Source organism: Embleya sp. NPDC050493 (assembly GCF_044458105.1).
In the GTDB taxonomy this organism is placed as follows: Bacteria; Actinomycetota; Actinomycetes; order Streptomycetales; family Streptomycetaceae; genus Embleya.
This window is the reverse complement of sequence record NZ_JBITHP010000011.1, coordinates 130,593-157,166: the sequence shown is the minus strand read 5'-3', so window position 1 is coordinate 157,166 and position 26,574 is coordinate 130,593. Positions and strand designations below refer to the sequence as shown.

The window sequence follows — 26,574 nt, the reverse complement described above, 5'->3', positions numbered from 1 at the left end:
GGGGCAACGTAACACTCCGCTCCAATACATCGCATGACGACGATGACATCGACCGCCGCCGAACAGACCCGAATCTCCGCGCGATCGACGGCGCGCCCCGAGTTGGAGGTCGCGGTGGACGCGGCCCTGGAACGGCTGATGCTCGCCGGATCCGTGCGGTCGGCATTCGCGCCGCCGCGCCGGACCGCGATCGAGGCTCGCGCGAGCACCGAGCCCGAGGCGTGGGTGCGCTGGTGGCGCCGCTTCGAACCGGCCAGGGAACGGCGCGATCTGTCGGCCATACGCGGCATGATCCTGGGCCTGATGGCCGGCTACGGCCTCGCCCGGTTGATCGAAGGCATTCCCGAACGCAGCCTCACCCGGCGCGTTTGCGACGTCGTGGTCGTCCTGAACCGACTCAACGGCCAGGGCGAGCACGACCTGGTCCTCGACCTGGCAGGGCTCGCGTTGCGCCGACTGGAAACCGACGAAGGGCTCGCCGGCAATCCCAACCACTGGGCCTGGGATGCGGCGGAAGACCTGCGCGACCTGTCAGCCGGCCTCGGACAGCTTGCGTTCGGTGCCCGCTGATCCCGCCGTGAGGTGCTTCGGCCCCCGACGCAACGGGATCTCCCGCAACATCAACGCGAGCACGAAGCCGAGAACCGCGATCGGGACGGCCGCCAGGAACACCGCGTCGAGCGCGTCGGCGAATCCGACCAACGTGGCCTCCCGTTGCGCCGGCGGCAATGCGTCGATCGCCTTCCGGGTGACCCCCATGCCGGTCTCGCCGGCACCGCCGCTCCCGGCTCCGTCGGCCAGCCCGTGTGCGAACACCGCACCGAGCACGGCCGCGCCCAGGGCCGAACCGATCGAGCGGGCGAACGAATTCAGGCCGGTCGCCACGCCGATGTCCGACTGTTCGACCGAATTCTGCACCGCGAGTGTGGTCACCGGTCCGATCGTGCCGAGCCCGAAGCCCAGCACCATCAGCCCGATCAGCAGATGCCAGTACGGGCTGTCCGTGCCCAGCAGGGACAACACCACGAGCCCGGCCGCGGCGAGCAGCGTGCCGATCACGGGAAAGCGCTTGTACTTGCCGATCCGCGAGATCAACCGACCCGACAGCGTCGAGCACACCATCATCGAGAGCATCATCGGCGCAAGCAGCAACCCCGATTCGGTCGGACCGTGACCGTGCACGATCTGTTGGTAGATCGGCAGGAACGTGCTCATCCCGAGAGTCAGACAGCCGGTGACCATCGTCAGCGGACACGCCACCCGCACGATTGTGTTGCGCGAGAGCAGCCGCAAGGGAATCAACGGGTCGGCTGCACGCCGTTCGACCCATACGAAACCGGCGAGCATGCCGATCGCCGTCACCGCCAGCACCAGGCTCGGTGCGGAGATCCAGGCGAACTGTGTCCCGCCCCAACTCGTGAACAGGATCAGGGCACTGGTCCCGCAGGTGAGCAGAGCGAGACCGGAGCCGTCGAACGGACGCTTGACGTAGGCCTTGCGCGGCAGTCTGAGCACCACGGAGGTGACCATCAGCGCCACCGCACCCAGGGGGATGTTCACGTAGAACACCCATCGCCACGACAGCGCCTCCGTGAAGAAGCCGCCGATCAGCGGCCCGCACACGGTCGAGAACGCGACCGTGGACGCGATGAAGCCCTGGTAGCGACCACGTTCGGCGGGCGGCACCAAGTCGCCGATGATCGCCTGCGCGTTGCTCATGAGCCCGCCCGCGCCGAGCCCCTGGACCACCCGGAAGGCAATCAGCGCGCCCATCGACTGCGCGGTGCCGCACAACATCGAGCCTGCGAGGAACACCACGATGGCGAACTGGAACAGCCGCTTGCGGCCGTGCACGTCGCCGAGCTTTCCGTACAGCGGGATCGAGACGGCCGTGGCGAGGGTGTACGCGGTGGTTACCCACGCCAGGTGTTCGAGCCCGCCGAGGTCGGCAACGATCGTCGGCATCGCCGTCGAGACGATGGTCGCGTCGAGCGATGCCAGCATGACGCCGAGCATCAACCCGCAGAAGACCAGCAAGATCTGGCGGTGCGTCAGAGTATGTGGGGCGGCGGAACCCGCCCCCGAATCCTTCACATCGCTAAAAGCTAGGCTTGGTAATGAATCATGTCAATGATCATCAACCGGCCGGGCCTGCGATGCTCCTCGGCGCGGCCCGCCTACGCGGCACCGCTGCGCAGCTGCGCCACCACGCCGTCCACGCCCTCGCTGCGCAGCCGCTCGACCACGCGTACGCCATCGAGGCGGGTCTTCATGTCCTGCGGGGTCAGCCCCCGCTCCAGGCACATGGCCGCCAGCTTGTACTCGGTGGGCAGGATGCCGGCGGTCAGCCAGGCCAACACCTGAGCTGCCGTCATGTCCAACTGGGTCCAACTCGTCGCCATCGCATGCCGCTGCTCGGGCGTGGTCCGGGGGTCGATCTGCTTGATTACCCGACCGATGTCGAGAACGCGCGTAGCGTCTCGATTGGGTGCCGCCGTGGGGGCCGGCGCCGGGATGACCGCACGCGGCACCGACTGCGCCTGACGGCGCTGCTGCTGCGGGGGCTGGTGTTGTCGATTGGACCGGGACGGCGTCTCCGAGCTGCGCCGACGAGGCCGCCGACCGTCGAGAAGGTTGGCCAACATGGCCTGTTCGACGGCATCGAGATCTTCCACCACAGGTAGTCACCCTTCTGGAATCCGCACCGTGCACAATCCGGTCATTCGCAGAGGAATGCCGCTGTTCGGCGCTCACAATCACACGCCGGGAGGGACGTGGACTGCGATGGTCTTGCCCATGTCGACCTTCGCTCACACACGCGACCGATCATCGAATCGTAGCGATATGACGAATCGTCAACCGTGCGCCCGCAAGCGCGCCGGTCAGTACGCTGAGGCGCGGTGCCGAAAGGGGTGACATGGGAACGGGATACGAGCGATCCTGCTGGTTCACCCTGCCCGCCCAACCGGCCTCGGTCGCCCAGGCCCGACGGGCTCTCGCGGACCATCTGACCTACTGGGGACTGCCCTACGGGCACGACCTGGGCTACGCCCTCAAGCTGGTCGCCTCCGAATTGATCACCAACTCCGTCGAACACGCGGCCGTACTCTCGCCGGAGGTCTCGGTGACCTGTACGGTGCACGACGGCTGGCTGTGGTTGGGAGTACGCGACCGCCACCCCTACCGTCCGGTCGCCCTGTTGGAAACGGTCGACGACACCTCCGGCCGAGGCCTGCTGATCGTGCGCAACGTCGTCACCGAACTCGGCGGCCAGATCCACATCGAGGCGCACCCCGACGGCAAGACCCTGTGGGTGATCCTGCCGTGGCCCGTCGCCTGAACTCCGCCCCGCTCATGGCTTCCCGATAGATCCCCGCTTCGTACTCCGTCGCCTTCTCGATTGAAGGCCCGGCGAATCTGGGGGCACGCTGTCGGTTCGTCATCGACCTCGGTTCACCGACGAGCCGCCCTGGCACGTTCCGGGAGCCCGGGGTGCGCCGCCGCGCACGCCCGCGTGCGGCATCGACAACCGCGGCCTGTACGAGAGTGGAACGCACGTGCGAGGGGTCCTGTGGATCGACGTTCGGGCAGCGCAAGAACCTCGCTTCATCCGCCGAACAACCCGTGGTCGAGCGCGTGACCGGAGGCGAGACCTCGAACGGTGCAACCCTCGATACCTACGACCTCGGGGCGTCCGTATCGTAACCGCAGCCGGACGGACCGTGCCGACGATCAGCGGAACGGGGGGATTACGGCGCCCATATTCGGCACCGGTACCCCGATCCATCAAAAATGGCGCAAACTCCTTGTGGGCGCGGGATGCACACCCTGCCCAATCTCGATCGCCGCATCGACGACCACCGCCGGCCGACGGACCCGTCACGGTCTGCTCGTCACGACCGCGCGTCCTCATCCGGGGAACGCGAAACCGCACCGGAACCGCCGTGTCCGGTCCCTGACATCGCTCTTATGGAGGCGTTCGTACCGTGGTGACGGGCGCCCACGGCGGCTCGGCGACGACATCGCGGCAACGGGGCGATTTTGCAGACGCGTTGGAGACCGCCAACATCTCGGATCATGAGAAGGGGTGGCCATCACGCAAAGCCCGCACACGGGAGCCCGATGCGGGACATGATTCTGATAACCGGCGGATTGCCGTACGGTGAACGTCCCTCGGAGCGGCGGTGAATGGGCCGCGTCCACGATTCGAACCCGTAGCCCGACCCACGGCCGTGCAGACCAGGGGAGGTACGTACCGCACATGTCGACATCCGCGGAGGCGCTTCCGGAGCCGGCGCGACCGGGCAGCCCTCGAAAGCCCACTCCGGGCCCGGCCGGGGACGAACCTTCGCCGCCGCGAGCCCATCCGACCCATCTCGAACCCGAACACCCGCGCCACGGCGCGGTACTCGGCGCCGCGCGACACATCGGCCCCGGCGAGCCGGCACCGAGCGATCCACTGCTCGACCCCGTGCCCGCCCGTGCCGCCGACCACGCGGCCATCGAGAATCTGCTGCGTTGCCGCATCCGCGAAAGCGGCACGGCCGTACCGGCGGGCGGTCCTTTACGGCTTCCGCTGCCGGCGACCGCCAGCACCGTCGTCGCGCCGATCCTGTACCGCTCGGAGACGGGCATGCACCGCTTCGGGCCGGTCCGACTGAGCAGCGGCGTCGCACTCGACGCAACCACGCTGGCCGTGCTGCTTGCGATCGAGGCGGCGCACGGGCGGGTCGGCTCGATCACCGCGATCGCCGACATGACCGACCGGGTGATCGACTCGACCCGGCGGATCGCACACCACGTCGCCGAGCGCCGCAAATCGCCCGAGGACACTCCCGGAACGACGCCGTTCCTGTGCACCGAACAGTCGATCGTGCTCGGCCACCCGATGCACCCCTCGCCGGCGTCCCGCCAAGGCATGTACGGACCCTCGTCGCCGCGCTACTCGCCGGAACTGCGCGGTTCGTTCCCACTGCACTGGTTCGCCGTCGACCCCTCCGTCGCGGTTCACGACGGCGACCTGGGTCGTCCAGTACCCGTCGTGCTCGCCGGGCTTGCCGAAGGTGACGTGAGCCTGCCACCGGGCATGGTCGCGCTTCCGGCGCACCCGTGGCAGGCCCGCGACGTGTTGGGCAGGCCGGGTGTCGCCGCCCTCCTGGAGCGGGGTCTGCTTCGCGACCTCGGCCCGGGTGGGCCCGCGTGGTCCGCGACCTCCTCGCTGCGCACCGTGTACCGCACCGGGGCACCCGTCATGCTCAAGACCTCGCTCGGCGTGGAGATCACCAACTCCCGCCGGGAGAACCACCGCAGCGAACTGCGCCGGGGTCTGGCCGTGCACCGCATGCTCGACGCCGGCCTCAAACGCGTCATGCACTCCGCCCACCCCGGCTTCGACGTGCTGCGCGATCTCGGTTGGATCGCCGTCGACATCCCCGGTGGTCGTGGCGAGTCGGGGCTCGAACTCGTCGTGCGGGACAACCCGTTCGGCCCGCGAGATCGCGTGCACTGCATCGCCGGGCTGGCGGCGCCGCGCCCGGACCTGCCGCGGGGGAGGTCGATGCTCGCCGAGGTGTTGTACACGCTCGCCGCGCGCACCGCGACGCCGCTGCGGGAGACCGCCGAATCGTGGTTCCGTCGCTACCTCGACGTGCTGGTCGCACCGATTCTGTGGCTGCACGGCGAATATGGCCTGGGGCTCGAGGCGCATCAACAGAACACCCTGGTCGTGCTGGACACGGACGGCCGTCCGATCGGCGGGCGCTACCGCGGCAATCAGGGCTACTACTTCTCGGCCGAACGCGGTGCGCGGCTGGCCCGTTGGCTCCCCGGCGCGGGTCGGGACCTGGGCACGTGGTGCCCGGACCACGTGATCGACGAACGGCTCGGCTACTACCTCGCGATCAACAACGTCTTGGGCCTTGTCGGAGCGATGGGCGCGCAAGGGCTGGCCGACGAAAAGGCGTTGATCGCGATCTTCCGCGACCGGCTCGTCCGCACGCGCGCGGATCACCCCGCCGGACGCCCGCTCATGGACCGCCTCCTCGACGGTGCCACACTGCGGTGCAAGGCCAATCTGCTCACCCGCGTCGCGGGTCTCGACGAACTCGAAGTCCCGTTGGAGACCCAGTCCGTCTACGTCGACATCCCCAACCCGATTGCGGACGTGCGCGGCTGAGCGGTTCTCGTACCACCACAGAGGAGACGGCACGGTGCGCGCGAACGTCACGGTCCTGGCGCTGCACCGGTACGAAGGCGAACCCCTGGAGTACGAGGACGCGGTCTGGATCGGTGACGGGGCCGGACGCGGGTTCCTGCCGCCGGCCGGACCCGCGTGCAGGCGCGCTCGAGTGGACCGGCCGGGCGCGCTTCGGGTCGCTCTCGCGGACGGCGCCGCGGAAAGCCTGCTCGCGCGGCGCTGGGCCGAACTCCTGGTGCGGGCCTGCGGCGCGGCGCCCACTCCGCTCCTGTGCGGGGGTACTGGCTTCGCCGACGTATTGGGGCGCGCCGCGGACCGGTGGCCGGAACTGACCAAGCGGTACCTGGTCGAGCGGGATCGGCGCGGGATGCCCGTACAGCCGTACGAACTGCGCAAGTTGAAGCGCGGAGCCCATGCCTCGGCGGTACTCGCCGCGCACCTCGCGCCGCATCCGTGGCTCTCCGGCCGGGGCCAATGGGCGGCCGCGGTGCTCGGCGACGCCTATCTCTTCCAGGTCCGCGGCGACCGGCTCTGGCGGGTGTTTCCCACCTCCCGCCGACCCGACGTCGCGACCAGCAACGGCGCGGACCCCGCGGCGGTGGCACGGCGGGTGCGCTGCGCGCGCGGTACCTGGACCGATCGCGACCTGCTGTACGTCGCCAACGACACCGCCGGCGCGTGGTTCCTGCGCACCGCGCTGGCAGGAGGGCGCCCCTGGGAGGAACTCCGTGAGCCCGCGGCTGGTAGTCCGCGCGAACTCGCCCGGTGGGCAGCCGCGCGACGGCGGGCGGGCATCCTCGACAAGGGAGACCTCACGCTCGTGCGCATCGATCCGATGATCGGTCCGGCGCGAACGCCTGGGGACGGGGGCGGGGAGCAGAATCCCGCGCGAAGCCATCCGCGCGCGTTCTCGTCTCCGACGGCGAGCACCGAGCGCCCGTGAGAGCGCGGCCGGGTCACCGAAGGGGTGGGGCCGGCCGCCGACGGTCCCACCCCTTCCGTTCTTGTCGCAGGCGATCAGCAGGCGCCCTGGTCCTCCCACACGCCCCACTGGCCGGTCGTGCCCGGTGCCTCGCCGCGCGTCCACCACTTGGCACGCCACGTGTGGTTGTTCCACACGACGGTGTCACCGTTCGTGTACGTCATCGACTCGGTCCACGGCTTGGCCGCAGCGCACTTGGTGTGCAGCGGTACGTTCATCTCCTTGACCCACTGGTTGCGCCGGAAGTCGCGGGCCTTGATCGTCACCCGGTCGTTGGCGACCTCGACCTGGAGCCCGCTGTTCTCCAATCCGCTCAGCGCGCTCTCGCCGCCCGAGCCGTTGTCGGTCCACTGAGTCTGAACGGCGCCCGTGTTGACGACAGTGAAGCCTTCGAGGTTTCCGGTGCCCGGCACGACCTTGCGCACGGCCCAGTCGGACAGGTTCAGGTCCCAGTGCGTGTGCGAGGTGAACAGCACGGCGTCCTTGTGGGCGCCCAGGATGTTCATGATCCGGTCGGCCTGGAGGTAGTCCGACTTGTAGAGCTTGTTGCGCGTGCCCGAGACCGTGTCCGGCAGCACGTGGTGCGAGAACACGAACGTCGGCTTGCCCTGCGCCTCCCAGTAGTTCATCCGCTGCTCGAGCCAGGTCAGCTGCTCGTCGCTGAACCACACCTCGTCCCATTTGGTGGGGTCGGTGTACTTCATGTACTTCTCGGTGCCGAGGAACAGCATCGGGACACCGTCGACGACGCGCTCGTAGTAGACCTTGTCGAGACCGGTGAAGTCGTAGAAGTTCTGGAAGAGCGACTGCTCGGTGGTGCCGTTCGGCCAGGTCTCCTGACACAGCTTGTCCGGATTGCAGTACTTGGGCACGTAGAACTCGTGGTTCCCGATCGTGAAGAACGTGTTCGCCGGGTGCGGACGCGTGTTCAGGACCTGCTTTACCTGGTCGTACTCGGACTTGTAGCCGCGCGGGGTGATGTCGCCGTTGACGACGAGCGCGCCGCTGTTCGGGTTGATCACCTTCATCTGGTCGAGCGCGCGGCCGAAGTCCGCGAGATCTCCCTGCACGTCACTGATGACGTTGAAGGACACCTTGGCGGGCGCGGAGGCGGGGGCTGCGTTCACCGGGGCGGAGGCGCGGGACGCGGCGGGGCGGCTCTCGGCGTAGGCGGCGCCTGCGCCTGCCGTCAGGGCGAGCGCGGCGCACACGGCCGCGACGCGCCGGTGTTTGCGGAAGTCGGGCATGGCGATCCTCGGGACGGAGGGGGTATGGGGACCCACCCATCACACCGGTTGGTCCCAACCGCCCGGCAGCCCGCAATGATCATGAAGGTGTCGAACGGCTGAAGATTGTCCACGAATCCGGCAAAGCGAGCCTCAAGCCGTCCACAAGGGTCGAGTTGTCCACAGATGACATCCACCCCCACCCCGCGGCAGGCCGTGCAGACCAGTATCCGGGGATGGAAGAGGCCGTACGAGTCTTGCGGGGGTTGGCATGGCAGCACGACGGAGTGGTAACACGGGAACAGGCGCTGTCCGCCGGAGTATCCGGGCGGCTGTGGCGCAGGCTCGTGAACGATGGGAAGGTGCGCGAACTCGCGCGCGGCGTGGGGCTCGTCGATGCCGATCGATGTGCGCTCACCTCGCGCGGACTGTTGCGCGCCGGGCTCGCGGCCTATGGCGAGCGAGCCGTGGCCGTATTGCACAGTGCGGCCCACGTGCACGGGATGCGTGGCGTGCCACGCGCGGAATCTGTGCACATCGCGACGCCCGCCACCGCGTCACGTCGTGGTGGGCCCGGCATCGTGGCCTATCGGCGACGGTTGCGAGCGGACGAGATCGTGATGGTGGACGGCTTCCCGGTGACGACGCCGGTGCGGACGCTCGCCGACCTGCTGCCCAGGCTCCCGCCCGAGGACGGATTGGCGGTCCTCGATTCGGCGCTGCATCTGGGCCTGGTCGAGCCGGCGCAGTTGGAGGCGGTCGAGCGGGCGGCGGCGGGCCGGCCCGGGGCGGGACAGGTGCGGCCGCTGCTGGAGATCGCGGACGCACGGGCCGAAAGCCCGTTGGAGTCGCGAGTGCGACTCGACTGCGTGCGGGGCGGAGTCGCACCGGACGAGTTGCAGCACGAGGTCGCGCTGCCCGGCGGCGGCCTGGCCCGCGTGGATCTCGCGTGGCTGACCGGGCTGCGGCCGATCTTCGCGGAGGCGGACGGAGTGGACGTGCATTCGCGGCCCGACGCGCTGTTCCGCGACCGGTCGCGGGCCAACGAGCTGGCCCTGGTGGGCGCGCTCGTCCTGCGCTTCACCTGGTACGACACGCTCCGGCGGGGGCGGGTCGCGGGGCTCGTGCGGCGGGCGTTCCAGTCGTGAGCCCCGCGACCGTGCCGGTGCACTCGGAAGCGGCCCGACTAACCGGTGACGCGGACCTTCTCCAGCGCCAACAGGCGCTGCTTGCGCGGCAACCCGCCTGCGTAGCCGGTCAACGTGCCGTCGGCGCCGATTACCCGGTGACACGGGATGATGATGCCGATCGGGTTGCGACCGTTGGCGAGTCCGACCGCTCGGGACGCCGTCGGCTGCCCGAGGAACCTGGTGGCCAGAGCCCCGTAGGACATCGTGTGTCCGAACGGGATGGTGGTCAGGGCGGACCAGACCTTGAGCTGGAAGGCCGTGCCGGCCGGCGCCAACGGCAGGTCGAACTCGCGCAGTTCGCCGGCGAAGTAAGCGCTCAACTGCGCCTTCGTCTGAGTGAACGCACCGGGGTCGTGTACCCAATCCGCGCCCGGCGTGGCCGCCATGTAGAGGGCGGTGAGCGACTGCCCGTCACCGATCATGAGCAATTCGCCGACCGTGGAATCCAGCGTCGCGTATCGGCGGGGGCCGTCGAGGGGGGCGTTGAACACGGCCGGGGGCACGTTCGGGTCGGGCGTTTCGACGGCCTCGAACAGGGCGTCCTGGTTCATGCGACTTCCTTCACCGAGACGGTGGATGCTGCGGACAGGCTCGCCCACAGGTGGTGCAACGCGTACGACCGCCACGGGGACCACGACTGCGCGGCCGAGACCGGAAGCCCCCAGCGCGCGAGCGCGTGCTTGACGCCCAGATCGGTCGGCAGGAACACGTCCGGGTCGCCGAGGGCCCGCAGTCGAATGTACGACGCCGTCCAGGGGCCGATACCCGGCAGGGCCACAAGGCCCGCCTCCGCCGCCCGACGGTCCACACCCGGGTCGAGGCGGACCGCTCCGGACGCGAGCGCCTCGGTGAGGGCGAAGATCGCCTTCTTGCGTGCCGTGGGCATCGGCAAGTCCGCCGGATCCGCGTCCGCCAACGCGGCCGCGGTCGGGAACGCGTGAGTGAGCCCGCCCTGTGGTGCGGCCAGCGGCTTGCCGTACAGGCGGGTCAGCCGACCCGCGACGGTGCGGGCGCCCGCGACCGACACCTGCTGGCCGAGCACGGCTCGCACGGCGAGTTCGTCGGGGTCCACATGGCCCGGTGAACGCAGGCCGGGCGTGGCGCGCACCAGTGCTCCCAGCCCGCCGTCGTCGAACTCGACGCTGCCGAGCGCCTCGTCCACGGCGAGCGGATCCGCGTCCAGGTCGAGCAACCGGCGACAGCGCTGGACGGCGGCGCCCAGGTCGCGCAGGTCGGCGAGGACGAGGCGGCACCACACCCACGAGGGCCCGGGCGAGAGCTCGACCACGCCCGTGCCGTGCGGGAGCGACAGGACCCGGCGGTAGACGCCGTCCACGTACTCCTCCACGCCCGGCACTGCCCGCAGCCCCAGGAAGTCCAACGCGTGAGCGAGCGCGATCGGCTCCCGGTAGGGCAGTCGCAGCCGGATTTCGCCCGGTTCGACGCTCCGGACGCCCGCCCGTCCGCGCACCTCGGTGGGGGTGCGGCCGAACACCTCACGAACGGTGTCGTTGAACTGCCGCACGCTTGCGAATCCGGCTGCGAACGCGACCTGCGCGATCTGCAGATCGGAAGTCTCCAGCAGGACCCTGGCCGTCTGTGCCCGTCGGGCGCGGGCGAGTGCGAGAGGGCCCGCGCCGACCTCGGCCATCAACAGGCGGTTCAACTGGCGATCGCTGTATCCGAGCCGACCCGCGAGGCCGCCGACGCCTTCGCGATCCACGACCCCGTCCGCGATCAGGCGCATGGCTCGCCCGACCACGTCGGCGCGCACGTCCCACTCCGGCGAGCCCGGCGAGGTGTCCGGGCGGCAGCGCTTGCAAGCCCGGAACCCCGCCGCCTGCGCGGCCGCCGCGGACGGGTAGAACCGCGCGTTCTCCCGCTTCGGCTTGACGGCCGGGCAACTCGGCCGGCAGTAGATGTCGGTGCTCGTGACCGCCATGTAGAACCAGCCGTCGAACCGACTGTCCCGGCTGCTGCACGCTCGGTAGCACTGCTCGTCGTCCATCACGTCGACAAGTGTCACCCGTTCCCGCAGGAGTGGCCGGCGGGAATCGGACAGCACCGTGGCACCGCCTCGGAGTCGCGAGTCGTGCCTACAACCCCCGAATCAGCCCGTTGCGGAAGAGGTCGACGAAGATGGCATGGTCGGCGCGGGCACGGGCTCCGTATGCGTGCGCGAAGTCCACGAGTGAGGTCTTGAAGCCCTCCTCGTCCCGCTCGATGGCCTCCAGGATCGCGTTCTTGGTCGAGAAGGGGACCAGCGTGTGACCGCTTTCCTCGTCCGCGACCGCGTGCATCGTCGCGGTGGCGCGGCCCAGGTATTCCACCACTTCGGCGATCGTGTTCACCTCGTTCAGGTCCGACCAGTCCAGGTCGTTCGCGTACGGCGACACCTCGGCGACCAGCTGCCCGACCCCGTCGATGTCGGTGTAACCGAGCCACGGGTCCGCGTGCGCCTGCAAGGCCCGCTGCGAGATGACGGTGCGGTGACCTTCGTGTTCGAAGTAGGAGCGCACCTGGGGATCGGTGACGTGGTGGCTCACCGACGGTGTTTGACCCTGCTTCATGTACAGGATCACGTCGTTTTCCAGCGCCTCCGTGTTGCCCTCGATCAGCAGGTTGTACGAGGGCAGCCCGGCGCTGCCGATGCCGACTCCGCGCCGACCCACGACGTCCTTGATGTCGTAGGTGTCCGGCCGTTGCCGAGTCGCGGGAGGCAGGGTGTCGAGGTATCGCCGGAAGGCCTCCAGCACGGTCGCCTTGACGTCGTCCGGCAACTCGAACGCGCCGCCGGACAGGGCGAAGCGCCGTTCGTGGTCGGCCACGACCGTCTGCGAGCGGAGCAATCCGATGCGGGTCTGCAACCGGGCCTGCCGCAGCACCTCGAGCAGCGGTCCCTGGGTCGTCGCCAGTGTCAGCGCGGCGTCCTGCGGTGTGGTCTTGTCGGTCAGCAGCCGAAGTTGGTCCAGGTAGGCCGCGCCGTAGCCGGTGACGAGGGTCGCGATCGTGTCGTCGCTGAGGGCCTTGCCGTACCCGATCAGTGCCAGGCTTGCCGCGAATCGCTTGACGTCCCATGTCCAGGGGCCGACGTACGCCTCGTCGAAGTCGTTGACGTTGAACACGAGCTTGCCGTCGGCGTTCATGTACGTGCCGAAGTTCTCCGCGTGCAGATCGCCGTGGATCCACACCCGCGAGGTGCGCTCGTCCAGGAAGGGATCTTCACGGCCGTCGAGGTCGGCGTAGAACAGGCAGGCCGTGCCCCGGTAGAACGCGAAGGCCGAGGACGCCATCTTGCGGAACTTCACCCGGAACGCGGCAGCGTCGCCATCGATCAGGGTCCCGAAGGCTCGTTCGAAGACCTCCAGGATGTGCCGGGCACGATCCTCGGGGTCCGCCGGGCCGTACTGCGCGTAGCCGCCCTCGAACCCCACGCCGCCCAGACCGATCCCTATGCCCTCGGCCATTGCGACCGCCTCCCTCGAAGTCTCCGCGGGGCCGATCGGGCCCCGCGTCAGGATCCCAGACGGAAGGGCCGGCGCGGCATCGAGCCCCCGGAGCGTGAGGGGGGAGTCAGAGGCGCCCGGGGGCTCGACACCCGGCGCCTGCCCGGCCGACGCCCGCTCATGCCCGGCAGTCGTTGTGGATGCTCAGAACCCCGTCCCGCCTCCGGGAACCGACGCGCTGGGGACGTCCGATCGGGCGATCGAGCCGGTCCCGGTTGCCGGTTGTGTTCCCCCCGGGGTCCGCGGCGGCGGCACGGCTGTCGACGTTGGCGGGAGTTCCCCCTCCTGGCGAGACGAGGACCGGTAGGCGAAGGTCGGTGGGGTGGTTGTCGTCGCTTTGTTGGCGTCCGCGCTCACCCACACACGCCAGACCTGCGCGAGGGCGATGGCGCGCAGGCGGTCCATCGACAGGAGCGGCGTATCGCGGGCGATGTCCCCCTTCTCCTCCCGAGAGGCGACCTCGTTGAGCGTGATCACGACACCGTCGCGACGGACGACTCGAACGGACCAGTCCTTGGGCCCCCTTCCCGAAGGACCTGCCTTGCCATCGGCGCGGTTCTCCGGCGTGTCCGGCGTCGCGGGGTAGACCCAATCCTGCCGCTCCACCACCCGACTGCCGTCCGAGGTCCGGTAGTCCAGGCACTTGGCCTCGGTGCTGCCCTCCGGGTGCGGACACCCCGTGTCGTCGGCCTGCTCCGCGCTTTGCTCCACCGACAGCGAGAGCAGGCTGGGCCCGGCGGAGTCCTCCAGGACCAACGACACCGAGGCGCCGATGCTGTGCACGCCCGCGGTCGTCGTGTGGGTGTTGTCCGACCCGGTGATCCCGCTGGGTGGAAGGCCCTGCGGCAACAGTGCCAGAAGCGAATGCAGCAGCAGCGGTGGCAGCACGGGCGTCATCCCGGGTGGGGCGGACAGCGTCGGCCGAGACTTGGGCCCCACTGGGGTGGTGGTGGGCGGTGCGGACACCTCCGCCGTCGAACTCGCCGGCCCCGCCACCCGTCCGGGGGCGCCGTCGGTTCGGTCCGGGACGACGAGCAGGGCCGTTCCCGCCACGGCGACCACAGCCGCGGTCGACACGCCCATCTGCACGCGCCGCACCAGCTTCATCCGTCTGCCTCGGGCGATACCACCCGAGACCAATCCCGCCGGGGGGACCAGCCCCGACGCCGACGTCCGCATCGCGGCCGCCAGTTCCTTTTCGTCAGACCCCATAGACGTACCGTCTCCTCGCCATCCGTGTGAACGCAGGTCGCACTGCTCACCAGCCGTACGGCCGTACCGGCGGTGTCTCAGTAACGCCTCATGCGGCGGAGAGCCAGCCGGATTCGCTTCCGAGCACGCTCCGCAACTTCTCCAGGGCTCGCATCGATCTGCTCCGCACGGCCCCCTCGGACACGCCCATCTGTCGCGCCGTCTGCTCCACGCTCAGGTCCTCCCAGTAGCGCAGGACCAACACCGCCCGGTCCTTGGGCGGCAGTTCGGCCAGACTCTTCAGGAGCGTCAACCGCAACGCCTGGTCCTCCTCGGGACCGGAGCCTTCCGGCAGGTCGGCGTAGGGCTGCTCGGTGCTGCTCAACCTGCGTCGGTGGGACAGATAGGTGCGCGTCAGCACGGTGCGCGCGTACGCCTCCGGGCTGTCGGCCCGACTGACCCGCTTCCAGGCCCGGTACAACTTGCCCAGCGTCGTCTGCACGAGGTCCTCGGCGAGATGCCAATCGCCACACAGGAGCCACGCCGTCCGGAACAGCCGACCGCTGCACGCGTTGGCGAACTCCAGGAAATCGGCCGGCTCAGCGTCGAAGCCCGCCATAGACCCTCCTCGTCCCTACGCGCCCTCGCGCGTACCCACCCCATAGACGCGGCGGACCCCCCGACACGTCACAACTTCCGGCCGAGAATACGTATGTGCAGCTCATAGGCCATTCGAGGGGTTGACCAAGGGATCCGCGCGTCGGCCCGTAGCCTGGGCCGGGGTCGATCACCATCGATCCCGCACCCCCGCGATCCGGAACCCGGCACGGGACACGAACAAGCCAGGGGAGTCGACGTGACGTCGGTGGACAACGATGTGGACCGTTTCAGCGCGAAGACCCGCGACTGGGTGGACGAGGCCATCCGCAAGGTGAGTGCCGACGCCAACCGTTCCGCCGACACCCACCTGCTCGCCTACCCGCTGCCCGCGGAGTGGGGCATCGACCTCTACCTCAAGGACGAGTCCACCCACCCCACCGGCTCGCTCAAACACCGCCTGGCACGCTCGCTCTTCCTGTACGCCCTGTGCAACGGGTGGATCGAGGAGGGCACCACCGTGATCGAGGCGTCCTCGGGTTCGACGGCCGTCTCGGAGGCGTACTTCGCCAACCAGATCGGTCTGCCGTTCGTCGCGGTCATGCCCGCCACCACCAGCCCGGAGAAGATCGAGCTGATCGAGTTCCACGGCGGTCGATGTCACTTGGTCCAGGACGCCGCCACGGTGTACGAGGTCTCGCGCGCCCTCGCGACGGAGACGGGCGGGCACTTCATGGACCAGTTCACCTATGCCGAGCGCGCCACCGACTGGCGGGGCAACAACAACATCGCCGAGTCGGTGTTCGAGCAGATGTCGCAGGAGCGGCATCCGATCCCCGAGTGGATCGTGGTCGGCGCCGGTACCGGTGGCACCAGCGCGACCATGGGCCGCTACGTCCGCTACCGCCGACACCACTCCAAGATCTGTGTCGTGGATCCGGAGAACTCGGCCTTCTTCGAAGGGTGGCGCACTCACGATCCGGCGTATGCCGAGGCGTGTTCGTCGCGGATCGAGGGCATCGGTCGACCTCGGGTCGAGGCCAGTTTCATGCCGAACATCGTCGACCGGATGATCAAGGTCCCCGACGCCGCGTCGGTGGCGGCGATGCGCGACCTGCACCGGCGTACCGGGCACAAGGCCGGCGGCTCGACCGGCACCAACCTGTGGGGCGCCCTGCGCCTGGTGGCCGAGATGCGTGCCGCGGGCCGGACCGGTTCGGTGGTGACGCTGCTGTGCGACGGCGGAGAGCGCTACGCGCATTCGTACTACTCGGACGAGTGGCTCGCGGGGCAGAACCTGGACCTGGGGGCGTACGAAGACACGCTGCGACACTTCCACGCGACGAGCGAATGGCACTGATCGAGCAGCCGTAGGCTGGGTACCGCAGGTCGACGAGGAGGAGCACGGGATGAGTGGAGCGGGAAACGTCGTCTTCGACAAGCGCGAGCAACTGGAGAAGATCCAGAGCGGGCTGCTGCCGGGCGAGCAGATCATCGCGGTCTACGACGCGAAGGGCGTCGGCACCGGCTTCATCGGTCTGACCGACCGGCGCGCGATCATCCAGGACAACAGTTTCGTCGGTAAGAAGATCGCGATCACCTCCTTGCCCTATTCGAAGATCAGCAGCGTGAGCATGGTCTCCAACAAGAGCTTCACCGGCTCCTACCTGAGCTCCAGCGAAATAGCGATCCACGTCGGCACGCAGACCTACAGCGTGGAGTTCCGCAGTGACGACAAGGGTCGCCACGTCCATGACGTGATCCTGCACTACATCATGCGCTGAGCAGGTGGGTCGCAGGCTGCGCGAGGGCTCCTCGGCAACTCGGGTGTCCCGAGCGTGGCTTCGGCGCTCCCGGGCTCAGCGAGTGGCCGGGGTCTGTCCGCGCAGCGGCAGTCCCGCCGCGCGGTAGATCGCGTCCATCACGCGCAGCGTCGGCACCGCATCGACCGCGGGCGTCAGCGTCGGCTGGCCGAAGCGGATCGCGTCCGCGAACGCCTGCAGCTGCAGGCGGTACGTCGGCGTCCGTGCCGCCTCGCCCAGGTGTTCGCGCCGCTTGAGCTTGCCCGTGTGCACGGTGAATCGATGGGGCAGGTGCGGCATCAGATAGTTCATCACCCGCATCTCGCCACGGCTGCCCACGACGTGTGCGTGCATGTCCAGCACGCGTCGGGACAACATCGACGCGTGCACGGTGCCCGCCGCGCCGCCCGGCAGTCGCAGGCGGGCCGACATCGCGCGGTCCACCCGCCGGTCCTTGCGGATCGTCAGGGCGTGGGCGTCCAATACCTCGATCGGGTCGGCCTTGTCGTCGCCCGCGAGCAGCCGCATCAGGTGTACGGCGTAGCAGCCGCCGTCCATCAGCGCCCCGCCCGCGAGGTCGTAGCGGTAGCGGATGTCGCCGAGCAGTGGCAACGGGAAGCACATCGACGTGCTGATGCGGCGGATCTCGCCCAACTCGCCGTCGTCCAGGATCTCGCGCATGCGGCTCGCGAGCGGGTGATATCGGTAGTGGAAGGCCTCCATCGCGATCAGGTCCGCTCGTGCCGCGGCGTCCGCGATTTGCTGCGCCTCTGCCTCGTTGGCCGCCATCGGTTTCTCGCACAACACGTGCTTGCCGGCTTCCAGCGCCCGGATCGTCCAGTGCGCGTGCAGCCCGTTGGGCAGCGGGATGTACACCGCGTCCAGCTCCGGGTCCTCGATCAGGGCGGCGTAGTGCGCGTGCACGCGTGGGATGCCCTGGCGCCGGGCGAAGGCGTCCGCGCGCACCGCGTCGCGGGCGGCGATCGCGGCGACCTGCACCTCGGGGATCAGCCGCGCGGGCTTGACCAGCGCGGCCGGTGCGATGCGAGCCGCGCCCAATACGCCGATCCGGATCCGCTTCATGGCGTCATCCCCCTCGTCGCCATCCCACCCGACGCGCTCATATGCCGAACGCCTGCCCCGGACCACTCTCCGGACCCACTCGGTGGGTCGTACCGGACTCGCTTTCCCGCATGTTAGGGGCGCACGCGCGCGTGTGGGGGAGATCGCCCCGAGGAATCCGCGACCGACGGGTCGGCCGGTGTGTGGCGGGTACCCGCACGGACGAGGCGGGGCCTAGACTAGACTTGTCTTGACATCAAGATATCTGCGGGGCGCAGACCCCGGCATCCCTGGTTAGGGTCACCTTGCTTGGCGTACGTCGAGTGGGTGTCGGCAGGATGCGGGAGAAACGCACAAGATCAAGGGAGACCGTCGTGTCCGCGAACAGCTTCGACGCTCGCTCCACCCTGAACGTGGGTGACGAGTCGTACGAAATCTTCCGGCTGGACAAGGTGGAGGGCAGCAAGCGCCTTCCCTACAGCCTGAAGGTCCTGCTGGAGAACCTGCTCCGCACGGAGGACGGCGCGAACATCACCGCCGATCACATCCGTGCCCTGGGCGGCTGGGACGCGAAGGCCGAGCCGAGCGAAGAGATCCAGTTCACGCCGGCGCGCGTGATCATGCAGGACTTCACCGGCGTGCCGTGTGTCGTGGACCTCGCCACGATGCGCGAGGCCGTGAAGGCCCTCGGCGGCGACGCCTCCCGGATCAACCCGCTCGCGCCCGCCGAGATGGTCATCGACCACTCGGTCATCGCCGACGTGTTCAACCGTCCGGACGCGTTCGAGATCAACACCGACATCGAATACGGCCGCAACAAGGAGCGCTACCAGTTCCTGCGCTGGGGCCAGACCGCGTTCGACGAGTTCAAGGTCGTACCGCCCGGCACCGGCATCGTGCACCAGGTCAACATCGAGCACCTGGCTCGCACCGTCATGGTGCGCAACGGACAGGCATACCCCGACACCTGTGTCGGCACCGACTCGCACACCACGATGGTCAACGGCCTGGGCGTGCTCGGCTGGGGCGTCGGCGGCATCGAGGCCGAGGCCGCGATGCTCGGCCAGCCGGTCAGCATGCTGATCCCGCGTGTGGTCGGCTTCAAGCTCTCCGGCAAGGCGCAGCCGGGCGTCACCGCTACCGACGTGGTGCTGACCATCACCGACATGCTGCGCAAGCACGGTGTGGTGGGCAAGTTCGTCGAGTTCTACGGCGAGGGCGTCGGCGCGGTGCCGCTGGCCAACCGCGCCACCATCGGCAACATGTCGCCGGAGTTCGGCTCGACCTGCGCGATCTTCCCGATCGACGCCGAGACGATTACCTACCTGCGACTGACCGGCCGGGACGACAAGCAGCTCGCGCTGGTGGAGGCGTACGCGAAGGCCCAGGGCCTGTGGCACGACCCGAGCCACGAGCCGGAGTACTCGGAGTACATCGAGCTCGACCTTTCCACCGTGGTGCCCTCGATCTCCGGTCCCAAGCGCCCGCAGGACCGGGTCGTGCTGGCCGAGGCCAAGTCCCGCTTCCGCAGCGCGCTGGCGGACTACGTCACCAACGGCGACGAGTCCGGCAAGGAGTCCTTCCCGGCCTCGGACGCACCGACCGGCTCGAACGGTCGCGTGCACAACCCGACGAAGGTGGTCGGCGACGACGGCGTGGAGTACGAGATCGACCACGGCGCGGTCGTGATCGCCTCGATCACCTCGTGCACCAACACCTCGAACCCCTCGGTCATGCTCGGCGCGGCGCTGCTCGCGAAGAAGGCCGTCGAGAAGGGCCTCACCCGCAAGCCGTGGGTCAAGACCACGCTCGCGCCCGGGTCCAAGGTCGTCATGGACTACTACGAGAAGGCCGGTCTGATCCCGTACCTGGACAAGGTCGGTTTCGCCCTGGTCGGCTACGGCTGCGTGACCTGCATCGGCAACTCCGGCCCGCTGCCGGAGGAGGTCTCCAAGGCGGTCAACGACGCCGACCTCGCGGTCGTCTCGGTGCTCTCGGGCAACCGCAACTTCGAGGGCCGGATCAACCCCGACGTCAAGATGAACTACCTGGCCTCGCCGCCGCTGGTGATCGCGTACGCGCTCGCGGGATCGATGGACATCGACATCACCACCGAGCCGCTGGGCCTGGACCCCGAGGGCAAGCCGGTCTACCTCGCCGACATCTGGCCGAGCGACGAGGAGATCGCCGAGGTGGTGGCCTCCTCGATCGACCAGGACATGTTCATCGACCGCTACGCCGACGTCTTCGCGGGTGACTCGCGCTGGCAGTCGCTGGAGATCCCGACGGGCGCGACGTTCGAGTGGGACCCGCAGTCGACCTACGTGCGCAAGCCTCCGTACTTCGAGGGCATGCAGATGCAGCCGGCCCCGGTTGTGGACATCGCGGGCGCCCGCGTGCTGGCCAAGCTCGGCGACTCGGTCACCACCGACCACATCTCGCCGGCGGGCTCGATCAAGGGCGACAGCCCGGCGGGCAAGTACCTGGCCGAGAACGGTGTCGAGCGCAAGGACTTCAACTCGTACGGCTCGCGCCGGGGCAACCACGAGGTGATGATCCGCGGCACGTTCGCGAACATTCGCCTGCGCAACCAGATCGCGCCGGGCACCGAGGGCGGCTTCACGCGTGACTTCACGCAGGCCGACGCCCCGGTGTCGACGATCTACGACGCGTCGGTGAACTACCAGGCCGCCGGTATCCCGCTGGTGGTGCTGGCGGGCAAGGAGTACGGCTCGGGCTCGTCGCGCGACTGGGCGGCCAAGGGCACCTCGCTGCTGGGTGTGCGTGCGGTGATCGCCGAGTCCTACGAGCGCATCCACCGCTCGAACCTGATCGGCATGGGCGTCATCCCGCTGCAGTTCCCGGCCGGCCACAGCGCCACCACGCTGGGCCTCACCGGCGAGGAGACCTTCGCGTTCGAGGGCATCACCGCGCTGAACGAGGGTCGCACCCCCAAGACGGTCAAGGTCACCACGGACACCGGCGTCGAGTTCGACGCGGTCGTGCGCATCGACACCCCCGGCGAGGCGGACTACTACCGCAACGGCGGCATCATGCAGTACGTGCTGCGTTCGCTGGTGAACAAGGGCTGACCGCCGCACCGCGACGCCAGGTCGTCGTACGGCATCGCCGCACCGGGTCGGGCTCCTTCGGGGCCCGGCCCGGTGCCGTTCGGTGCACCGTCCCGGGCTCGATCGGTGAGCCGGGCGGCTGCGGGCAGGGCGCGTGCGCCCGCAAGTGGGACCGTCTGCGCCTGCGGGCGCATCGGAGATGCCGGAATTGGCGCGGCCGGTTGGTTTCCCAACTGGCCGCAGCGTCAGTTTGGCGCTCGGCCCATGCGGGCGACAGGGCTAGGGCGCCGGTTCACCCAAAAGGGGGAATGCGCGGACCGCGCCGACCACCTCGCCGGCGCCGTACACGGGCGCCTGGGCGAACGGGGCGAGGCTCTGTTCGTCCGCGCCCATGCGCCACAGCAGCGCCGCCATGGCGACGATGTGGGCCCGCGTCGCCCCGTCCGCGATCTTGACCGCGGCGCCCCGCCCGTCCGGCAGGCCCACCGCGTACACCGCCTCGGCGCCGTCCTTGGCGAGCAGTCCCGGGATCGCCCGCATCAGCCCCGTCACGTCGCGACCGGTGCCCGCGACCCACTCCGGGTGGGCCCGCATCGCATCCGCGATCCGACGCTCGGGGGTACCCTCGGCGGCGCCCGCGAAGCGGCCGTACGACCGGGCCAGGCCCGCGAGCGAGATGGCGAACAGCGGCGCCCCGCACCCGTCCACGCCGACCGCCGCGACCGGCTCGCCGGCGACGTCCTCGACCGCTCGGCGGACGGCCTGCTGCAACGGGTGCCCGAGTTCCAGGTAGTCCTCGGTCGGCCAGCCGTTGTGCACGCAGGTGAGCAGCATCGCGGCGTGCTTGCCCGAACAGTTCATCGCGATCCGCTCGGGCCCTTTGCCGGCCGCCAGCCACGCATCGCGCTGCGCGGTGCCCAGCGGCAGGTCCGGTACGCAGCGCAGCGCGCTCTCCGGCAACCTCGCGCGGGACAGGATTCGCCGGGTCCCCTCCAGGTGGAACGTCTCGCCGGAGTGGCTGGCGCAGGCGAGTGCGAGCAGTTCGCCGTCCAGGTCCAGCCCGCTGCGCACCATCGCCAGGCCCTGGAACGGCTTGTTGGCCGAGCGCGGGAACATCGGCGCGTCCACGGCCCCGTGTCCTTCGACCACCGAGCCGTCGGTGCCGGTGAGTACGGCCGTGCCGTGGTGGATCGATTCCAGGAAGCCGTTCCGCCACACGCCGACCAGCGGTATGTGAGCGAACGCGGCCTCGTCACCGGCGCGGTCGGCCTGGATCACGGGTCCTCCTGAGGTCGTACGAGAGTCGAACGAGGTCGGGCGCAGAGGTGCAGCGGGGTACGGCGGGCGCAGGCGTGACGACGTGGGAGTCGAACGCGGGTACGGATGCTCCCCCTCCATGATCCACGTGTGCATTCTCGGTCTGCCACCGCGCATAATCGAACATATGTACGGCAATGGCGATCGCGACACCCCGGCCTGGGAGCAGCCGGGTCGCTTTGCCCATGCCAAAACCGGGGACGGGGCGAAATCCAAGCCCCGAGGCAGGGACGGGATCGCGCCGACGGGATGGCCGAGGGGCGTTCGGCCGCCCGGTGTGGCGGGTTGGGAGGACACGGCCGTCGCCTGGCTGTTCGACCTGTGCCCGCCGGGCTACCGAAGCCACGACGTCCTGCGCAAACACCCGTTGATCCTGGCCCGGATGGCCCGCCAGCACGTGGCCGCCGCGCTCGCCGCGGCCCGACACGGCTACGGCACGGCGCGCGGCGAGCTTGCCGAGCGGGTGCCCGTGCAGGCGGTGGAGGCGGCGCTGCGCATGTACGAGTACGAGGGCTCGCGCGCGGCGGCCACCGAGCGTGCGGTTCGGCTGGTCGAAAAGGCTCTCGCGGGCGAGCGCTGGGAGCCCCGACTGTGACGTGCGCGACGTCGTGGACAGCTCCGACCCTGCTCCGGCCCTGCCCGGACGGCGATGGGGACGCGGCGACCGGGGGCGAAAGGGGTGTTTGTAACGTTCCATGCGCGCACCGGCGCTGCGGGAGTGAATAGAGGCCCGATCGTGACGCCTGCGTTCAGGTTTGACTCTTCTGCCCGAACAGAGGGGGCAATAGAGTTCAGGACTTGCACACAAGAAGTACGTCAATCGCACCGGGGCGAGGGGATCGCAGATGTCCGACGGCACGACGGGGTCCCGCTTTCCGCAGGCCCAGTCGCCGGGGTCGCACTCGTCCGGGTCGCAGTCCTCGCTGCACCGGGCCAACCTCGATCGGGTCCTGCACGCGGTCCGCATGGCGGGTGCGCTCACCCAGGCCGAGATCGCCAGGAGCACCGGGCTGTCCGCCGCGACGGTGTCGAACATCGTACGGGAGTTGAAGGTCCTCGACATGGTCGAGGTGACCCCCACGTCCTCCGGCGGCAGGCGGGCCCGCAACGTCTCGCTCAGCCGCGCCTCGGGTGTGGTCGTCGGCATCGACTTCGGCCATCGCCACCTGCGCGTGGCCATCGGTGACTTCGCCCACCGGGTGCTCGCCGAGGAGCATGTCCCGATCGACGTCGACTCCTCCGCCGACGAGGGCTTCGCGCTCGCGGATCGACTGCTGGGCGTGCTGCTGGAGCGCGCCGGCGCGGTCCGAAGCGAGGTCACCGGGGTCGGGCTCGGGGTGCCCGGCCCGATCGACATCGACACCGGCGCGCTCGGCTCGACGACGATCCTGCCGGGCTGGGTGGGCTGTCACCCGCGCGAGGCGATGCAGGCCCGGCTGGGCCTGCCGGTCCTGGTGGACAACGACGCCAACCTCGGCGCGCTGGGCGAACTCGTCTGGGGCGCGGGCGTGGGTTGCACCGAGATGGCCTACCTCAAGGTGTCCGGCGGCGTCGGCGCGGGCCTGGTGATCGGCGGCCGGTTGTACCGGGGTCCGGGCGGCACCGCAGGCGAGATCGGTCACATAACGCTGGACGAGTCCGGGCCGGTGTGCAGGTGTGGCAACCGGGGCTGCCTGGAGACCTTCACCAACGCCTCCTACCTGCTCGACCTGCTGCGCGGCAGCCACGGCACCGACCTGACCATCCAGCGGATGATCGAACTCGCCAAGGCCGGCGACGCGGGCTGCCGGCGGGTGGTGGCGGACGCCGGCAGGCACGTGGGCGTGGGCGTGGCGAGCCTGACGAATCTGCTCAATCCGCAGCGAATCATCCTCGGCGGCGACCTCGCGGGCGCCGGTGACCTGCTGATCGCGCCGATCGTCGAGTCGGTCGGGCGGTACGCCATTCCCAGCGCGTCACGCCGGTTGACCGTGGTCACCGGGTCGCTCGGCGAGCGTGCCGAGGTGCTCGGCGCGATGGCGATGGTGATGAGCGAGATGACCCCCTTCGCCGTCGAACGCACGCCCCAGGTGCTGGTCGCGGGCGCCTCGACGTGAGTCGGCGCGCACGGATGGCTCATCGGTGTACCCCGATGCGAACCATCCGGCCGCATCGCCGCGTCTAGACTCGATGGACGCCTCTCCTGCACGCAGACCCGTGGGGGCGGTGACGGATCTGACGAAGGAGGAACGGGTGGCCCTGCTGGACAGCATTCGAGGACCCCGTGATCTCAAGGCCCTCTCGCCCGAGCAGCTCGCGCAGCTCGCGGACGAGATCCGCACCTTCCTGGTGGAGTCCGTCTCCAAGACCGGTGGTCACCTGGGTCCCAACCTCGGTGTGGTCGAGCTGACCATCGCGATGCACCGCGTGTTCGAGTCGCCGCGCGACAAGATTCTCTTCGACACCGGGCACCAGAGCTACGTGCACAAGATCGTGACCGGTCGCAAGGACGGCTTCGGGCAGCTGCGTCAGGCCGACGGTCTGTCCGGCTATCCCAGCCGGGCCGAGTCCGAGCACGACGTGATCGAGAATTCGCACGCGTCCACGGTGTTGTCCTGGGCTGACGGCCTGGCCAAGGCGTACCAGGTGCGCGGTCAAACCGATCGGCACGTGGTCGCGGTGATCGGCGACGGCGCGCTGACCGGCGGTATGGCCTGGGAGGCACTGAACAACATCGCGGCGGCCAAGGATCGCCCGGTGATCATCGTGGTCAACGACAACGAGCGCTCGTACGGCCCGACCCAGGGCGGACTCGCCGACCACCTCGCCACGCTGCGCACCACGCGCGGCTACGAGCGTTTCCTGGAGTGGGGCAAGGGCGTGCTGGGCCGCACCCCGGTGGTCGGCGGTCCGGTCTACGACATGCTGCACGGCGCCAAGAAGGGCCTCAAGGACGCGGTCGCGCCGCAGGGTCTGTTCGAGGACCTGGGCCTGAAGTACGTCGGCCCGATCGACGGGCACGACGTCGAGGCGGTGGAGAACGCGCTGCGCCGGGCTCGCGGCTTCGGCGGCCCGGTGATCGTGCACGCGATCACCCAGAAGGGCAGGGGCTACGCGCACGCGGTCAACGACGCGGCGGACCAGTTCCACGCGGTGGGCGTGATCAACCCCGAGACCGGCCTGCCGGTCAAGAAGTCGGGCGCGTCGTGGACGTCGGTGTTCGCCGACGAGATGGTTGCCATCGCGGACGAGCGGGAGGACGTCGTCGGCATCACCGCGGCGATGCTGATCCCGGTCGGACTGCACAAGTTCGCCGCCAAGCACCCGGACCGGGTGTTCGACGTCGGGATCGCCGAGCAGCACGCGGTGACCTCGGCGGCGGGCCTGGCCACCGGCGGGCTGCACCCGGTGGTCGCGGTGTACGCGACCTTCCTCAATCGCGCGTTCGACCAGGTGCTGATGGACGTCGCGCTGCACAAGTGCGGCGTGACCTTCGTCCTCGACCGGGCCGGTGTGACTGGGCCGGACGGGGCCAGCCACAACGGCATGTGGGACATGTCGATCCTCCAGGTCGTGCCGGGTCTGCGGCTCGCCGCGCCGCGCGATGCCACGCAGGTGCGCGCGCAGTTGCGCGAGGCGATGGAGGTCGACGACGCGCCGACCGTCGTGCGCTTCGGCAAGGGCGCGGTGGGCGCCGACATCGAGGCGATCGGCCGGATCGACGGGATGGACGTGCTGCGCCGCACCGGCCCCGAGCGCAACGGCGGCGGTGAGCGCGGCGACGTGCTGATCGTGACCGTGGGGCAGATGGCCGAGATCGGGGTCGAGGTCGCCGATCGGCTCGCCGACCAGGGCATCGCGGCGACCGTGGTCGACCCGCGCTGGATCAAGCCGGTTCCGGCCGGGATCGCGCCGTTGGCGGCCCGGCACCGGCTCGTGGTCACGATCGAGGACAACGGCCGGGCCGGTGGCGTCGGATCGGCGATCGCGCAGTCGTTGCGGGACGCGCGGGTGGACGTACCGCTGCGCGACTTCGGTATTCCGCAAGAGTTCCTCGACCACGCGGAGCGTTCGGACATCCTGGTTCGGATCGGCCTGAACGCCCAGGACATCTCCCGCCAGGTGGTCGAGGAGATCGCGTCCAAGACCGTGGACGCCGACGCCGAGCAGCACGAGACGACGGCCTGATCGAGGGCCGCCGCGCGCATTGCGACGATCCCGGGGTCGGGAGCGAGAAGCCACGGGCTCTTGCTCCAGGAGCCCGGGATCGTTTTGCGCTTCGCGGCTTCGCGGCTGTTTCGGGGGCTTTGGGGGTTTTGGGCTTCGGCTTTGTGGGTGCTCGGCGTCGATTTCCGGGGTGGGCTCGAAGATCACCCTGACGCGCCGAGGATCGGTCACCCGAAAACAGGAGTGAAAGCCTCGATCATGGCAACGGTCTCCGCCACCAGGAGGTGT

The 26,574-nt window shown here is 69.5% G+C and carries 21 protein-coding genes; 11 read left to right on the top strand and 10 right to left on the bottom strand.

The window, feature by feature from the left end; genetic code table 11:
* Positions 1–33 precede the first annotated feature (33 nt).
* Positions 34–570, top strand: coding sequence for a hypothetical protein (locus ACIBM5_RS22465; protein ID WP_396008454.1), 537 nt, complete (start codon positions 34–36; stop codon positions 568–570).
* Here ACIBM5_RS22465 and ACIBM5_RS22460 read toward each other — a convergent pair.
* Positions 532–2,094 carry an MDR family MFS transporter gene (locus ACIBM5_RS22460; protein ID WP_396008453.1) on the bottom strand — a complete coding sequence of 521 codons (1,563 nt, stop codon included), beginning with the start codon at positions 2,092–2,094 and terminating at the stop codon, positions 532–534. The two genes, ACIBM5_RS22465 and ACIBM5_RS22460, sit on opposite strands and share 39 nt — an antisense overlap.
* Positions 2,095–2,177: 83 nt before the next feature.
* Positions 2,178–2,675: a hypothetical protein gene (locus tag ACIBM5_RS22455; protein ID WP_391581742.1), complete on the bottom strand. Its 498-nt coding sequence runs from the start codon at positions 2,673–2,675 to the stop codon at positions 2,178–2,180.
* 242 nt (positions 2,676–2,917) lie between these two features.
* On the opposite strand from ACIBM5_RS22455, the gene ACIBM5_RS22450 reads away from it, so the two are divergent.
* From ACIBM5_RS22450 to ACIBM5_RS22440, 3 genes are all read left to right on the top strand, one after another.
* Positions 2,918–3,340 (top strand): ATP-binding protein, encoded by a 423-nt coding sequence (locus tag ACIBM5_RS22450; protein WP_391581743.1) that lies wholly within the window; start codon positions 2,918–2,920, stop codon positions 3,338–3,340.
* 921 nt (positions 3,341–4,261) lie between these two features.
* The gene (locus tag ACIBM5_RS22445; RefSeq protein ID WP_396008452.1) at positions 4,262–6,175 is read left to right on the top strand and encodes an IucA/IucC family protein; all 1,914 of its coding nucleotides are present in this window, start codon (positions 4,262–4,264) and stop codon (positions 6,173–6,175) included.
* Positions 6,176–6,209: 34 nt separating this feature from the next.
* Positions 6,210–7,139, top strand: coding sequence for a hypothetical protein (locus ACIBM5_RS22440; protein ID WP_396008451.1), 930 nt, complete (start codon positions 6,210–6,212; stop codon positions 7,137–7,139).
* Between the two features lie 74 nt (positions 7,140–7,213).
* Here the strand turns inward: ACIBM5_RS22440 and ACIBM5_RS22435 are convergent, their stop codons facing one another.
* Complete coding sequence (locus ACIBM5_RS22435; RefSeq protein WP_396008450.1) at positions 7,214–8,425, bottom strand: DUF4073 domain-containing protein; 1,212 nt, start codon at positions 8,423–8,425, stop codon at positions 7,214–7,216.
* A gap of 326 nt (positions 8,426–8,751) precedes the next feature.
* Between ACIBM5_RS22435 and ACIBM5_RS22430 the strand changes: the two genes are divergently transcribed.
* A complete protein-coding gene (locus tag ACIBM5_RS22430; RefSeq protein WP_396008449.1) occupies positions 8,752–9,552 on the top strand; it encodes a hypothetical protein in 801 nt (266 codons plus the stop codon).
* A gap of 38 nt (positions 9,553–9,590) precedes the next feature.
* On the opposite strand, the gene ACIBM5_RS22425 is transcribed toward ACIBM5_RS22430, so the two are convergent.
* From ACIBM5_RS22425 to ACIBM5_RS22405, 5 genes are all read right to left on the bottom strand, one after another.
* The gene (locus tag ACIBM5_RS22425; RefSeq protein ID WP_391581748.1) at positions 9,591–10,145 is read right to left on the bottom strand and encodes a methylated-DNA--[protein]-cysteine S-methyltransferase; all 555 of its coding nucleotides are present in this window, start codon (positions 10,143–10,145) and stop codon (positions 9,591–9,593) included.
* Positions 10,142–11,602 carry an AlkA N-terminal domain-containing protein gene (locus ACIBM5_RS22420; protein ID WP_396008547.1) on the bottom strand — a complete coding sequence of 487 codons (1,461 nt, stop codon included), beginning with the start codon at positions 11,600–11,602 and terminating at the stop codon, positions 10,142–10,144. Before ACIBM5_RS22420 ends, ACIBM5_RS22425 begins: the two co-directional genes overlap by 4 nt.
* An 88-nt stretch (positions 11,603–11,690) precedes the next feature.
* Positions 11,691–13,061 (bottom strand): DUF2252 domain-containing protein, encoded by a 1,371-nt coding sequence (locus tag ACIBM5_RS22415; protein WP_396008448.1) that lies wholly within the window; start codon positions 13,059–13,061, stop codon positions 11,691–11,693.
* A gap of 183 nt (positions 13,062–13,244) precedes the next feature.
* The gene (locus ACIBM5_RS22410; protein ID WP_396008447.1) at positions 13,245–14,312 is read right to left on the bottom strand and encodes a hypothetical protein; all 1,068 of its coding nucleotides are present in this window, start codon (positions 14,310–14,312) and stop codon (positions 13,245–13,247) included.
* 88 nt (positions 14,313–14,400) lie between these two features.
* Entirely contained in the window at positions 14,401–14,910 is a 510-nt protein-coding gene (locus ACIBM5_RS22405) for a SigE family RNA polymerase sigma factor (protein ID WP_391581751.1), read from the bottom strand.
* 237 nt (positions 14,911–15,147) lie between these two features.
* Between ACIBM5_RS22405 and ACIBM5_RS22400 the strand changes: the two genes are divergently transcribed.
* Both ACIBM5_RS22400 and ACIBM5_RS22395 read left to right on the top strand, forming a co-directional pair.
* Positions 15,148–16,248, top strand: coding sequence for a PLP-dependent cysteine synthase family protein (locus ACIBM5_RS22400; protein ID WP_396008446.1), 1,101 nt, complete (start codon positions 15,148–15,150; stop codon positions 16,246–16,248).
* 49 nt (positions 16,249–16,297) lie between these two features.
* Positions 16,298–16,672, top strand: a complete 375-nt coding sequence (locus ACIBM5_RS22395) for a PH domain-containing protein (protein ID WP_360317448.1) — start codon at positions 16,298–16,300, stop codon at positions 16,670–16,672.
* Between the two features lie 75 nt (positions 16,673–16,747).
* On the opposite strand, the gene ACIBM5_RS22390 is transcribed toward ACIBM5_RS22395, so the two are convergent.
* The gene (locus ACIBM5_RS22390) at positions 16,748–17,773 is read right to left on the bottom strand and encodes a Gfo/Idh/MocA family protein (RefSeq protein ID WP_396008445.1); all 1,026 of its coding nucleotides are present in this window, start codon (positions 17,771–17,773) and stop codon (positions 16,748–16,750) included.
* A 353-nt stretch (positions 17,774–18,126) separates the two neighbouring features.
* Between ACIBM5_RS22390 and acnA the strand changes: the two genes are divergently transcribed.
* On the top strand, positions 18,127–20,844 hold the full coding sequence (acnA, locus tag ACIBM5_RS22385) for an aconitate hydratase AcnA (protein ID WP_391581754.1): 2,718 nt from the start codon (positions 18,127–18,129) through the stop codon (positions 20,842–20,844).
* A gap of 258 nt (positions 20,845–21,102) precedes the next feature.
* Here the strand turns inward: acnA and ACIBM5_RS22380 are convergent, their stop codons facing one another.
* Positions 21,103–22,101 (bottom strand): asparaginase, encoded by a 999-nt coding sequence (locus tag ACIBM5_RS22380; protein WP_396008444.1) that lies wholly within the window; start codon positions 22,099–22,101, stop codon positions 21,103–21,105.
* Between the two features lie 316 nt (positions 22,102–22,417).
* Here ACIBM5_RS22380 and ACIBM5_RS22375 point away from each other — a divergent pair, with 316 nt between their 5' ends.
* The 3 genes from ACIBM5_RS22375 (at position 22,418) to dxs (ending at position 26,307) form a co-directional block, all read left to right on the top strand.
* Positions 22,418–22,735 carry a hypothetical protein gene (locus tag ACIBM5_RS22375; RefSeq protein WP_396008443.1) on the top strand — a complete coding sequence of 106 codons (318 nt, stop codon included), beginning with the start codon at positions 22,418–22,420 and terminating at the stop codon, positions 22,733–22,735.
* Between the two features lie 250 nt (positions 22,736–22,985).
* Positions 22,986–24,236 (top strand): ROK family transcriptional regulator, encoded by a 1,251-nt coding sequence (locus ACIBM5_RS22370; RefSeq protein ID WP_396008442.1) that lies wholly within the window; start codon positions 22,986–22,988, stop codon positions 24,234–24,236.
* Between the two features lie 136 nt (positions 24,237–24,372).
* Complete coding sequence (gene dxs / locus ACIBM5_RS22365; RefSeq protein ID WP_391581793.1) at positions 24,373–26,307, top strand: 1-deoxy-D-xylulose-5-phosphate synthase; 1,935 nt, start codon at positions 24,373–24,375, stop codon at positions 26,305–26,307.
* The last annotated feature ends 267 nt before the right edge of the window (positions 26,308–26,574 follow it).